This window comes from Microbulbifer flavimaris, assembly GCF_001641755.2.
Lineage (GTDB): Bacteria > Pseudomonadota > Gammaproteobacteria > Pseudomonadales > Cellvibrionaceae > Microbulbifer > Microbulbifer flavimaris.
This window is the reverse complement of record NZ_LRFG02000005.1, coordinates 1-12,219: the sequence shown is the minus strand read 5'-3', so window position 1 is coordinate 12,219 and position 12,219 is coordinate 1. Positions and strand designations below refer to the sequence as shown.

The 12,219-nt window shown below is 58.3% G+C and carries 10 protein-coding genes; 1 reads left to right on the top strand and 9 read right to left on the bottom strand.

The window, feature by feature from the left end:
• Positions 1-702: 702 nt before the first annotated feature.
• The gene (locus AWR36_RS12935; RefSeq protein ID WP_067085657.1) at positions 703-1,248 is read left to right on the top strand and encodes a cytochrome b; all 546 of its coding nucleotides are present in this window, start codon (positions 703-705) and stop codon (positions 1,246-1,248) included.
• A 91-nt stretch (positions 1,249-1,339) separates the two neighbouring features.
• On the opposite strand, the gene AWR36_RS12930 is transcribed toward AWR36_RS12935, so the two are convergent.
• From AWR36_RS12930 to wecB, 9 genes are all read right to left on the bottom strand, one after another.
• Positions 1,340-3,088: a DEAD/DEAH box helicase gene (locus AWR36_RS12930; protein WP_067085654.1), complete on the bottom strand. Its 1,749-nt coding sequence runs from the start codon at positions 3,086-3,088 to the stop codon at positions 1,340-1,342.
• A 201-nt stretch (positions 3,089-3,289) separates the two neighbouring features.
• On the bottom strand, positions 3,290-4,207 hold the full coding sequence (gene rfbD, locus AWR36_RS12925) for a dTDP-4-dehydrorhamnose reductase (protein WP_067085652.1): 918 nt from the start codon (positions 4,205-4,207) through the stop codon (positions 3,290-3,292).
• A complete protein-coding gene (rfbC, locus tag AWR36_RS12920; protein ID WP_067085650.1) occupies positions 4,204-4,770 on the bottom strand; it encodes a dTDP-4-dehydrorhamnose 3,5-epimerase in 567 nt (188 codons plus the stop codon). Before rfbC ends, rfbD begins: the two co-directional genes overlap by 4 nt.
• A gap of 15 nt (positions 4,771-4,785) precedes the next feature.
• Positions 4,786-5,652, bottom strand: a complete 867-nt coding sequence (gene rfbA, locus AWR36_RS12915; RefSeq protein ID WP_067085648.1) for a glucose-1-phosphate thymidylyltransferase RfbA — start codon at positions 5,650-5,652, stop codon at positions 4,786-4,788.
• Entirely contained in the window at positions 5,649-6,746 is a 1,098-nt protein-coding gene (gene rfbB, locus AWR36_RS12910; protein ID WP_067085646.1) for a dTDP-glucose 4,6-dehydratase, read from the bottom strand. The genes rfbA and rfbB overlap by 4 nt, the downstream gene beginning before the upstream one ends.
• A 446-nt stretch (positions 6,747-7,192) precedes the next feature.
• On the bottom strand, positions 7,193-7,957 hold the full coding sequence (locus AWR36_RS12905; RefSeq protein ID WP_067085644.1) for a WecB/TagA/CpsF family glycosyltransferase: 765 nt from the start codon (positions 7,955-7,957) through the stop codon (positions 7,193-7,195).
• Positions 7,958-8,026: 69 nt separating this feature from the next.
• On the bottom strand, positions 8,027-9,052 hold the full coding sequence (locus AWR36_RS12900) for a polysaccharide deacetylase family protein (RefSeq protein WP_067085642.1): 1,026 nt from the start codon (positions 9,050-9,052) through the stop codon (positions 8,027-8,029).
• A 58-nt stretch (positions 9,053-9,110) separates the two neighbouring features.
• Complete coding sequence (gene wecC / locus AWR36_RS12895; RefSeq protein WP_067085640.1) at positions 9,111-10,379, bottom strand: UDP-N-acetyl-D-mannosamine dehydrogenase; 1,269 nt, start codon at positions 10,377-10,379, stop codon at positions 9,111-9,113.
• The gene (gene wecB / locus AWR36_RS12890) at positions 10,357-11,490 is read right to left on the bottom strand and encodes a non-hydrolyzing UDP-N-acetylglucosamine 2-epimerase (protein WP_067085638.1); all 1,134 of its coding nucleotides are present in this window, start codon (positions 11,488-11,490) and stop codon (positions 10,357-10,359) included. The genes wecC and wecB overlap by 23 nt, the downstream gene beginning before the upstream one ends.
• Positions 11,491-12,219: the final 729 nt, after the last annotated feature.

Below are 12,219 nucleotides of genomic sequence, written 5' to 3'. Positions count from 1 at the left end.
GTAACTTGCTTAAGAGGAAACACATCGGCACCAGGGTAAAAAGGAAATATTGCGCTACAGCAGAACCAACTCTCCTCCCAAGTCTTTTTGCATGTGCTTTATCCGCCTGCTTTTACACTACACCCACAATAGCTAGTGGGGAAGAAGGCTATTTATCGATTACTGCGGTGACAGTACCCACACAAAAAGAGCAACCTTCGTGGGTCGCGCTCTTGCGGAATAGCTCGAATACTTTGGTACACGTGCCTCCTGACCAGGCACTCATGAAGCTCAAATCAGGGATCTACAACATCAGTCACATAGACTTTGGCCCCAAATTCTGCAAGCGAGGTCGCTCACCACTTTGCTCGGCATTATGGATCCCGGAAGGCCAAAAACGAGATGGCCAGAATCAAATCGGTAGTATCGAAATAAAACCCGGGATGGTTACAGTTTACGGCACCCTCGTTCTGAGACCCAAGAGAGATAAATATGATGTGGAATTGCATCAGGCTACCACTGCTCTCCCCTGGCTTTGCACATACGAACAGGAATCAATGAAGAATCATCCTGCGCACATACTGCAACCAGATCAAAGCTATAAAACTGTAAGGGTTAATTGCATAAATCCATAGCTGATCATTTCAAATTACTTAGATTGCAGTTTTATATTGGCGTCAGGTATTCTCTAGATCCCGATTATTTGAAAAAGAGAACTACTCCATGACGCTTCCATCGCAGTGGAACCCAGTTAGTAAAGGTCTGCACTGGCTAATTGCCATCTTTGTGCTGTTCGCCTGGGGCTCGGTGGAGCTGCATGAGTTTTACCAGAAAGGCGACCCGATGCGCGAGTGGTGGAAGACCCTGCATTTCTCCATCGGTCTCACCATTCTGCTGCTGGTTGCGCTACGTCTCTACTGGCGCACCACCCACCCACGGCCGCAAATGCTGGGCAGCTCCATGGAGCGCATCGTGGCCCGTATCACGCACGTTACCTTTTATGCCCTTCTCCTGGCAATGCCAATCCTTGGCCTGATCATGAAACAGTTTGCCGGCTCCGACACCACCATTTTCTGGCTCTTTGAGATTCCCGGCTTCGTTGAAAAGAACACGGATATTGCCAAACAGCTGGCATACCTGCACAAGGAGCTGGTCTGGAATACCTTACTGGTTTTGATCTGCCTGCATGTGGCTGCCGCAGTGTGGCACCACTTGGTCAATAAGGATGCCACCTTGCGGCGTATGCTGCCCAGCGGGAGGGAAAGCTGACGGGCGCACTGCCCTGCGGAAGGCTGCCAGGGTCGTGCGTCAGACATAAAAAAAGCGGGTGATTTCTCACCCGCTTTTTTTATTTCTCTTTTCAGTCACCGCGCTTTACTTTGCGGTGCTTCGGCTTGCCCGCCCCGGGCTTGCGCTTGCCGCTCCTGGCTGGCGGCCCACCCTTGCCTTCCTCGAACCTGGAGATATTCATCGGCCGGCCGGATACACGCACCTTCTTCAGGTGCTGGAAGATTTCCTTCGGCATTCCTTCCGGCAGATCCACGGTGGTGAACTCCCGATAAATCTCGATACGGCCAATATAGGAGCTTTCCAGCTCCACTTCATTGGCGATCGCACCGACGATATTGCCCGGGCGCACACCGTGCTCGCGGCCAATCTCGATACGGTAGCGCTCCATACCCTCGTCCGGCGAGGACATTTTTTTGTCTTTCTTAAAGCTGCCCTGCTTGCGATCACGGGGCTCGAAGTCGTCATCGCGCTCACGGCGTTTTCTCGGCTCCTGCTCCTTCACAAACAGCGGCTGGTCACCCTGGGCCATGGCTGCCAGCGCAGCAGCGACCTGCAGTGGATCTGTCTCATTCATGGACAGGTATTCGTCCACCAGCTGGCGGTACGGTGCCAGGTCGATAGAACCTTCCAGGGTACCGGTAATACGCTCGCGGAAACGCTGCATACGCGCCGAGTTGACCGCTTTGGCGCTGGGCAACTCCAACTGCTCGATCGACTTCTTGGTGGCCTTCTCGATAATGCGCAGCATGCGCCGCTCGCGGGGTGCCACAAACAGGATGGCGTCACCCTCACGGCCGGCACGCCCTGTACGCCCGATCCGGTGGATATAGGCCTCGGTATCGTAGGGAATGTCGTAATTGATTACGTGACTGATGCGCTTCACATCCAGACCGCGGGCCGCCACATCGGTGGCCACCACGATATCCAGCTTGCCCTTCTTGAGCTTGTCGATCACACCTTCACGCAGGTTCTGCGCCATGTCACCGTTCAATGCGGCACTGGCAAAACCGCGTGCGGCGAGCTTGTCCGCCAGTTCCACGGTGCTGTTTTTGGTGCGCACAAAGATAATGGTGGCGTCCACCGGCTCCGCTTCCAGGATACGGGTCAGCGCATCCAGCTTGTGCAGGCCGCCCACCGGCCAGTAACGCTGGCGGATGGTTTCGGCGGTCTCGGTCTTGACCTTGATCTTGACCTCTACCGGATCGTGCAGGTGATCGCGGGCAATACGGGCGATCTCTCGCGGCATGGTGGCGGAGAAGAGCGCAATCTGGCGCTGCTCGGGAAGCTGCTCCAATACCCACTGCACGTCATCGATAAAGCCCATGCGCAGCATTTCGTCGGCTTCGTCCAGTACCAGGGTCTTGAGGTTGGACAGGTCGAGGCTGCCACGGCGCATATGGTCCATCACCCGGCCCGGCGTGCCGACAACCAGCTGTACGCCGCGTTGCAGCTGCTTCATCTGGCCGCGGTAGTCCGCGCCGCCGTAGATCGGCGCCACATGAAAACCTTTGAGGTTCTGGGCGTAGGACTGGCAGGCCTCGGCCACCTGGATGGCCAGTTCACGGGTCGGTGCCAGTACCAGTGCCTGGGGGCGCTTGTTGCTCACGTCCAGCTGTGCCAGCAGCGGCAGCGCAAAAGCCGCGGTCTTGCCGGTGCCGGTCTGGGCCTGGCCCAGTACGTCGCGCCCGTCCAACAGGGAGGGAATGGTCTGGGCCTGAATCGGCGAGGGGGTCTCGTAGCCCAATTTCTGGACGGCACTGAGAATATTGGCGGGCAGGTTGAGCTGGTCAAAGCCAACGGGCTCGGGGGTATCGGTCATTTCGGATTTCACTTGAGGCTGCAAAGGGGCCCACGAACAATCGGCAGGGGCCTGGTGCGGCGGGGGGTCAAAAGGCTGCGCAGTCTATCAGGTTCGCCTCTCACTAGCAGCCTATTTTTTAATCAACTCCTGAGCCGCGCCAGGGCTCGGAGCTGACTACCCGTTCGCAGTGCGCGATCAACCCACCTGCCAATCTTCAGACTAATTCAGAACCGAGGGGGTGATTGCCGGCACATCCCGGTTTGCCAGCGCCTGACAGGCCTGCCGGATGCCCCGGTTCCAGTGAGGTAGTGGATGACCAAGCAGATCCGCCAGCTTACTGCTGTCGAGGGCCGAGTAAGCCGGCCGGGCTGCCAGGGTGGGAAACTGGTAGCTGCTGATCTTTTTCACCCAGGGTGCAGGGTCCAGCAACCCTTCCGCCTCGGCTTCGGCGAAGATATGGCGCGCAAATTCATAGCGGCTGCAGGGTTCCGGCGAGCTGCAGTGATAGAGCCCCCACGGCAGGTCTTCAAATTCTTCATAGCGTCGGATCAAATGGGCGATCACCTCGGCGATATCACCGGCGTAAGTCGGACAGCCGACCTGGTCACCCACCACACTCAGGGTGGTGCGCTGGCCCGCAAGCCGCAGCATGGTACTGAGAAAATTCCCCGGCTGGGCACTGAATACCCAACTGGTGCGCAGACACAGATACTTCGGATGCACCGCGCGCAGCAGGCGCTCGCCTTTGAGCTTGCTCGCGCCATAGGTGTTGATTGGCGCGACCGGGTCATCCTCGCGGTAAGCGCGCGACCCCTGGCCATCAAAGACAAAGTCGGTGGACAGGTGAATCAACGGTATGTTCATGGATGCGCAGGCGGCAGCCAGTGCCCCCACGCACTCTCCATTCACCTTGGAGGCGACATCCGGCTCTTTTTCCGCACGCTCCACATCGGTGTAGGCCGCCGCGTTGATGACCATATCCGGCCTGGCCCGCTGCACACAGGCGGTCACCTGGTCCGGGCAGATGAAATCTGCCTGCTTGCGCCCAAAGGCAGTGAGCTCCCAGCCAGGCTGTCGCAAGGCATCCCGGCAGGCACGTCCCACCTGGCCATTGGCACCGAATAAAAGGATCTTCACGGCGTTACACGCTCCCTGTTGTGATTTTGGAGTTGTTCCAGAGTCGGCCACTGCCCATCCTGTTCCGAGACAAGCGGATCCTCGAGCGGCCACGTGATCGCCAACTGCGGGTCATTCCATGCCACCCCGCACTGATCTGTCGGTACATAATAGTCGGTGCATTTGTATTCCACGTCCGCCGAGTCAGACAACACCTGAAACCCATGGGCATAGCCCGGCGGAATCCACAGCTGGCGGTGGTTCTTTTCGCTGAGGTGCACCCCAATCCACTCACCGAAAGTCACCGAAACCGGATCGATATCAACCACCACATCGTAGATTTCGCCGCGGGCGGCCCGCACCAGCTTTCCCTGCGGACAACGCTGCTGGAAATGCATGCCGCGCAAGACACCCCTGGCCGATCGCGAGTGGTTGTCCTGCACAAACTCAAGTCCGGCACTGAATGCCAGGGCCCGTTTGTAGCGGGTCAGCTGCCAGGTCTCCAGGAAGAAACCCCGCTCGTCAGCAAAGACTTGGGGTTCCACGATTTTTACGCCGGCGAGGGAAGTTTCGATGATCTCCATAGATAATCTTTCGTGTCAGTATTCCAGCAGGTCCATAAGGTACTCGCCGTAACCACTTTTCATCAGTGGCATTGCCAGTGACTGTAATTGATCGCGGTCAATCCACCCTCGCCGCCAGGCCACCTCCTCAGGACAGGCCACCTTCAGGCTCTGGCGATGCTCAATCGCCTGTACGAACTGGCTCGCCTGTAGCAGTGAATCGTGGGTACCGGTATCGAGCCAGGCGGCGCCTCGACCGAGAATCTCCACATTGAGCTCGCCGTTGTCGAGGTAGAATCGATTGAGGTCTGTTATCTCCAGCTCGCCGCGTTCAGACGGCTTTACCTCCTTTGCCAGGTCGACGACCTTCTCATCGTAGAAATAAAGCCCGGTCACCGCGTAGCGGGAACTGGGGTACTGCGGTTTCTCCTGAATATCGATAGCGCGTCCGGATGCATCAAAGGAAACGACCCCGAAACGCTGCGGGTCTTTGACCGGATAGGCAAACACGGTGGCGCCGTGTTCCTGTTGCGAGGCACGCTCCAGTGTCGCCGTCAGTCCCTGGCCGAAAAACAGGTTGTCACCCAGAACCAGGGCACAGGAGTCTCCGTCGATAAATTCTTCACCAATGATGAATGCCTGCGCCAGACCGTCCGGTGATGGCTGTACGGCGTACTGGATATTGACACCCCAGCGGCTGCCATCGCCGAGCATCTGCGCAAAGCGTGGCGTGTCATCCGGTGTGGAGATCACCAGCACATCCCGAATACCCGCCAGCATCAGCGTGGTCAGCGGGTAATAGATCATTGGCTTGTCGTAGACCGGCAGTAGCTGCTTGCACACCCCCCAGGTAATCGGGTGCAGGCGCGTGCCGCTGCCGCCGGCGAGAATAATCCCTTTCATTCGCGCATCTCCTCTTGTGTCTCGCCGAGCCCCAGGCGCTCGCCGCTGTAGAGCGGCGTGTCTGCACGTCGCCACCAGTTCTCATTATCGAGATACCAGAGCACGGTCTTGCGCAGGCCAGTTTCAAACGTCTCCGCAGGCATCCATTCCAGCTCGCGGGCGATCTTGCCCGCGTCGATGGCATAGCGGCGATCATGGCCGGGGCGATCCGCCACGAAGCAGATCAGGTCACGATAGCGACTGACGCCGAAAGGCTTGTGCGGTGCCACCTCTTCCAGGATGTCGCAAAGGCCGGTGACCACCTCGAGATTACGCTGCTCGCAGTGGCCGCCGATGTTGTAGGTTTCACCAACGGCGCCACGGGTCAGCACCCGATACAGTGCTCGCGCATGGTCCTCCACATAGAGCCAATCCCGAACCTGGCTGCCATCGCCATAGACCCGCAGGGGTTCACCGGCCAGGGCATTGGTGATCGTCAGGGGAATCAGTTTTTCCGGGAATTGATAGGGACCGTAATTATTGGAGCAGTTGCTCAGCACCACCGGCAGGCCGAAAGTCCGGTGCCAGGCGCGCACCAGATGGTCGCTGGCAGCCTTGCTGGCAGAATAGGGAGAGCTGGGATCGTAGCGGGTGTCCTCGCTGAAATAGCCATTGGCCCCCAAGTCACCAAATACCTCGTCCGTTGACACATGGTGGAAGCGGAAATTCTGCCGCGCTTCAGGGGCAAGGCCCCGCCAGTAACTGCGTGTTACCTCCAGCAGTGTGCAGGTGCCGGTTACGTTGGCACTGACAAATTCCGCCGGCCCGTCGATGGAGCGGTCTACGTGGGTCTCGGCTGCCAGATGCATGATTGCATCGGGCTGGAAGCTCTTGAAACACTGCTCGAGACCATCGCGATCACGGATGTCGACCCGGGCAAAGCGATAGCGTTGCCGATCGATTGCCGCACCGCCCGCCAGCAGTGGGATGGAAGCCAGGTTGCCCGCATAGGTCAGCGCATCCACATTCAGCACACTGTGCCCCGTCTCCCGTAGCAGGAAACGCACCACCGCGCTGCCAATAAATCCCGCGCCGCCCGTCACCAGAATTCGCATAAACGCTCCAACTATTTTTTCCTCGTCACACCGACCACCTGCAAGTGGGACTCAAGTGCAACCTTGTATATAGACGGCGGCCCGATGCGGTGTAGGTGGAAAAGGTGAACTCAGGTGGGGTGAGGTGTCGGTTATGAACAGAAGCGGTTTTAGGCGCGAATAGTTGCCAGGGTATTGTCTTTCTAGCTTTGAAAATTGCAGTGGCGGTCAGCCCCTTATCAACTGCCTGCAATACATGGGATGGATTCCGGTTTGCGCCGGGATGATGGGGTTATGTGATTGCGGTTTTCTGTTATTCCCTTATTCGGCACAAGGAAGCACGCCAATGCTCTCCGTCGTCATGCCGGCGCAGGCCGGCATCCCAAATTCACCGCATCATCACACCCCTGCAGTGTGGCTACTGGGCAACCGTCAACCAACAGCACCAACTCCACACTAATCCGCCATCAATCCCCAAACCCGAACTCCTCACTGCCAAACGCATAGTGAAACCGCTCCTGCAGCAGCAGCCAGGCAAAGGCAGAATTGGTCACCAGGTAGCGCTTCCACATCCGGCGGGGCTCCTGGATTACCCGATAGAGCCACTCCAGCCCGGCGCGCTGCATCCACTCCGGCGCACGTTTGACCTTGCCGGCCACCACATCAAAGGTGCCACCGACCCCCATCACAAAATCGACGCCTAGCCGGTGTCGCCAGCGGTTGATAAAGTTTTCTTTCAGGGGAGAGGTGATCGCCACGAACAGCAAGCGTGCTCCGGACTGGCGGATTTTCTCCACCACCGCTTCCTCGTCATCCCAGAAGTAGCCGTGGTGGTAGCCGGCAATCTGCAAATCCGGATGTTGCTGGCGGCAGACACTGGCAGCCTGCTCCACCACCTCGGGTTTTGCGCCGAGGAAGAAGACGGGGAATTTTCTTCTGGCACTCATGGCCAGTAATTGCTGAAAGAGATCCACGCCGGCCACCCGTTCTGCAACCGGATGGCCGAGAAACCGCGCCCCCCAGACCACCCCCATGCCATCGATGTTGATCAGGTCGCATGCAGTTACGGACTGGGCCAGCGCCGCGTCTTTACGCGCATTGACCAGCTTGGCCACATTCACAACCACATGCTGGGTAAACTGTTTGCGCCCAACCCGGTCCCCGATCAGGGTTACCGTCTCCTCCATGGACGAGACATCCATGGGCATCTGCAGCAATTCAATCCTTTCCACACACCACCTTTTTAAATCCAAACACCTGCCAACTACCGATCGGGCGAGGCCTGTCCATCACCGCGCTCATCAGACGGCTTCGGCGACAGCCGGGGCCTCTACCTTCACAGGTCGGTCGAAAACCGCCAGGCGCTCATCACGTGAATACACTTCCGTCAGCCACTGGCGCAGGTTACCCAGCGAGTATTCCGACAATGCTTTGGGATGCCCCATGGCAACAAAGTGGGTCTTGCCATGGGAAAGTGCCCGCAAATAGGCATCGCAGAGCAGGGACGATTTAAAGCCATCCACAGACACAGGAATCTTTGAATAGCGGGTCAGTTTTCGCAGCAGCTCTTTGCGACCATTGGGCATGGCGCAGCCATCGCCAAAGGGATGATGTTCTGAGAGATCACCAAACAGGCGGTTGAGCGCAAACCGCCAGAAGAACACTGGCGAAACCCGCATGGAAGAGATGGGCATTTCCGTGAAGGCACCATTGCGCACCAACCGGCACGGCTCCGATTCGAACTTCCAGCTGCCCAGTGACGGCGAACTGGAAAAGTCGAACAGATGCGGGGCATGAAGGCTCTGGCCACCGCTGTAAACGGTACAGTCCACCGTAATGCCATTGTCCTGCAGGAACTTGCCGATATGCATCCACGGCTGCACACACCAGCCCCCTGCGCGGAAGACAAACACTTTGTGCTTCAAATGGCGGTTCAGCTCCGCGGTGCAATCGGCAATAATTTTCTCAGTCTCTTCGCGGCTCCAATCGCCGAGCCGGTAACGGCGCGTATCCAGGTGCCATGCCTGGCCGTCATAGGTTGAGTCCATCCAGTGCGGGTGAATATGCAGCTGTATCTGGTGTCCGTCGCTTTCCAGCTGGCGGATCTGCCGCACCACAGCGGCGTAGTCCTTTGCTGCCTGTGCATGAGTCTGGGCGTAGTGACGCAGCCGCACCAGGTACGTTGCATCCACAAAAAACACCGCGCGCGCATCAAATGGCTTCAGGGTTTCCAGCAAGCGGTTGGTGGCATCAATCAGGCAGGTACCGGCGGTGCCGGTGCGGGGGCCGAAGAAGAGTTCATAGTCCAACGTCAGCAGCGTCTTCATGGCAAGCATTCATTCCTTGGAATTATCAGTTGCTTCCTGCAGAGGTGTCATTCTGTGATCAGGCGAATACACCCCGGGTATCAATCGCCGCCTTGGCGGCAAACAGTGAGGGATCCAGATTGCGGAATTCCCGGTGATCGACGAGCACCACCACCACGTTGGCGTTCTCCAGTGCCGTGGTCAGGTCCACCAGCCGAACACCCTTGTCAGAGAGGCTGCCCGGCAGCTCCTTGATATTCGGCTCTACGGCGACCACGTCGCCAAAACAGCTCTCTGCCAGCGTTTCGACTATGCGCATAGCCGGACTCTCGCGCAGGTCATCGATATCGGCTTTGAAGGAGAGGCCCAGGCAAGCAATGATCGGCTCCTTGAACTGTTCAGCGACCTTGCGCACCTTATCCACCACAAACGCCGGTTTGCTGTCATTGACCGCGCGAGCCTGGCTCATCAAACGGGCCTGGTCCGGGCAGCTGCTGACAATGAACCAGGGGTCCACGGCGATGCAGTGCCCGCCCACCCCGGGGCCGGGATTGAGGATATTGACCCGCGGGTGGCGGTTGGCGAGGCGCACCAGCTCCCAGACATTGATCTTCAGCTGGTCACAGATCACCGAGAGCTCGTTGGCAAAGGCGATATTCACGTCGCGGAAGGCGTTTTCAGTGAGCTTTGTCATCTCCGCGGTGCGGGCGTTGGTGAGGATGCATTCCCCTTTCACGAAGATCTTGTAAAGTTCCACAGCCGCAGCGCTGCAGGCGGGGCTGAGTCCGCCGATAATCCGGTCGTTGCTCACCAGCTCCTGTAACACCTTGCCCGGCAACACACGCTCGGGGCAGTGCGCCACGCGCACATCGGCGGCATCGCCACATACATGGGGGAAAGTCAGGTCCGGGCGGGCTTGCTGCAACCATTGCGACAGCTGTTCCGTCGTGCCCACCGGGGAGGTGGACTCCAGCACCACCAGGTTGCCCTTCTGCAGCATCGGCGCAATCGACTCCGCCGCAGCGCGGATATAGGTCAGGTCCGGCTCACGGGAATGCCCCTCCGGCGTTTCCCTGAACGGTGTCGGCACCGCAATCAAGAAGGCATCGGCAGGCTCCGGCACTTGCGTGGCCCGCAGCTTGCCCGTATTGACGGCGGCCTGTACCACAATATCCAGGTCCGGCTCGACGATATGGACGCGACCGGCATTAATGGTTTCCACTGCCCGCTGATTGATATCAACGCCGACCACCTCCACTCCCCGTGAGGCAAACACCGCCGCCGTGGGCAGACCGATGTAACCCAGTCCGAGGACAGAGATTCTTTCAAACTGTGTATTCGTGGACATCCGCGAGTATCCCCTCCACTATTTTTTCGCAGGCAAAGCCATCGCCATACGGATTGTGGGCCCGGCTCATGGCCCCGTATTCGTTGTCATCGTCCAGCAATAACTGCACGGCACTGACAATCTTTTCCACATCGGTACCCACCAGCTTGACCGTGCCGGCAGCAACCGCTTCGACCCGCTCGGTGGTCTCGCGCATCACCACCACCGGTTTGCCCAGTGACGGTGCCTCTTCCTGGATTCCGCCGGAGTCGGTCAGGATCAGGTAGCTGCGGTTCATCAGGTAAACAAAGGGAAGGTAGGTAAGGGGCTCGATGAGATGCACGTTGTCGAGCCCCATCAATAGCCGGTTGACCGGCTCGCGGACCCGCGGGTTGAGATGTACCGGGTAGACCACCTGAACATCGTCCCGCTCTGCAATCTGGCGGATGGCCGAGCAGATATCCTCAAAGCCCTGGCCAAAGCTCTCGCGACGGTGGCCCGTCACCAGAATCAGCTTTTTACTCTCATCGAGAAACGGGAACTGATCCGCCAGTTTGCGGCTCAGGGTTTCGGATTGCTGGATGCGCTCCACTACTTCCAGCAGTGCATCCACCACCGTATTTCCCGTTACCTGGATGGCATCCTTGGAAACGGATTCATTAATCAGGTTGTCGCGGGAAAGCTCGGTGGGCGCAAAATGATGCTGGGCGATGGCGCCGGTGAGCTTGCGGTTGGCCTCCTCCGGCCAGGGGCTGTAGAGGTTGCCGGTGCGCAAGCCGGCTTCCACGTGGGCCACGGGAATCTGGCGATAATAGGCAGCCAATGAAGCGGCGAGCGTGGTCGTGGTGTCACCGTGCACGAACACCTTGTCCGGCAGGAAGTCGTCCAGCACCTCCCGCATACCGAGCAACACCCGCGCAGTAACCTGGTACAGGTCCTGCCCTTTTTGCATGATATCCAGGTCGTAATCCGGCTCAATCTCAAACAGGGCCAGTACCTGGTCCAGCATTTCCCGGTGCTGGCCGGTGACGCACACGCGCACTTGAAAGCGGTCATCCTGCCGCAGGGTCCGTACCAGCGGCGCCATTTTGATGGCCTCCGGGCGCGTACCGAAAACGAGTAAAACCTTCATCAAACACCAACACCCCAATTCGTATTTCGGCTTCTACTGATTATTTGCACTTCGTCACTTCGCATATCAGTGGTGCGAAGCGCGGCACAAGAATCTGTATAGCCGCCGACTGCCCAGCCCGCCTGAGAAATTGGAAAGATCGGGTTGGTACGGATGCCTCATTTATGGTTCAGGCTTATCTGGCCTGATTCTGAAGGTTTTTTTGGGGAGTTGGCAGTTGGTTCTTTGTCCGGGAATGACCGGTGCCAGAACGATTGATTCAGCGAATGAGGTGGAGAGAGCGCGAGAAATAAAACAGGAGACCGGTCTCGGATCTGGGCTGGTACAGGATCAGCATCGCGCATGAAGAAACGAGAGTCTCCCTTTCGATCCCAGCCCCACCGTCGTCACCCCGGCGCAAGCCGTGGTCTCTAAACCACTGAGCATCGTGAAACCATAATCCCTGGCTCAGCCACAACACTGGATGCCGGCCTTCGCCGGCATGACGATGGTGGGATTGGCGACCACAGCGCGCTGCTATACACACCGTCGTCACCCCGGACTTGATCCGGGGTCCACAAACCACTGAGCGTCGTGAAACCATAACCCCCTGGCTCAGCCACAACACTGGATGCCGGCCTGCGCCGGCATGACGATGGTGGGATTGGCGACCACAGCGCGCTGCAATACACACCGTCGTCACCCCGGCGCAGGCCGGGGTCCATAAACCACTGAGCGTCGTGAAACCAT

Bases quoted from the DNA above. Each gene is read 5' to 3' on its own strand.
- AWR36_RS12935 (WP_067085657.1), top strand. From the start codon at position 703: ATGACGCTTCCATCGCAGTGGAACCCAGTTAGTAAAGGTCTGCACTGG.
- AWR36_RS12930 (WP_067085654.1), bottom strand. From the start codon at position 3,088: ATGACCGATACCCCCGAGCCCGTTGGCTTTGACCAGCTCAACCTGCCC.
- rfbC (WP_067085650.1), bottom strand. From the start codon at position 4,770: ATGGAGATCATCGAAACTTCCCTCGCCGGCGTAAAAATCGTGGAACCC.
- rfbA (WP_067085648.1), bottom strand. From the start codon at position 5,652: ATGAAAGGGATTATTCTCGCCGGCGGCAGCGGCACGCGCCTGCACCCG.
- rfbB (WP_067085646.1), bottom strand. From the start codon at position 6,746: ATGCGAATTCTGGTGACGGGCGGCGCGGGATTTATTGGCAGCGCGGTG.
- AWR36_RS12900 (WP_067085642.1), bottom strand. From the start codon at position 9,052: ATGAAGACGCTGCTGACGTTGGACTATGAACTCTTCTTCGGCCCCCGC.
- wecC (WP_067085640.1), bottom strand. From the start codon at position 10,379: ATGTCCACGAATACACAGTTTGAAAGAATCTCTGTCCTCGGACTGGGT.
- wecB (WP_067085638.1), bottom strand. From the start codon at position 11,490: ATGAAGGTTTTACTCGTTTTCGGTACGCGCCCGGAGGCCATCAAAATG.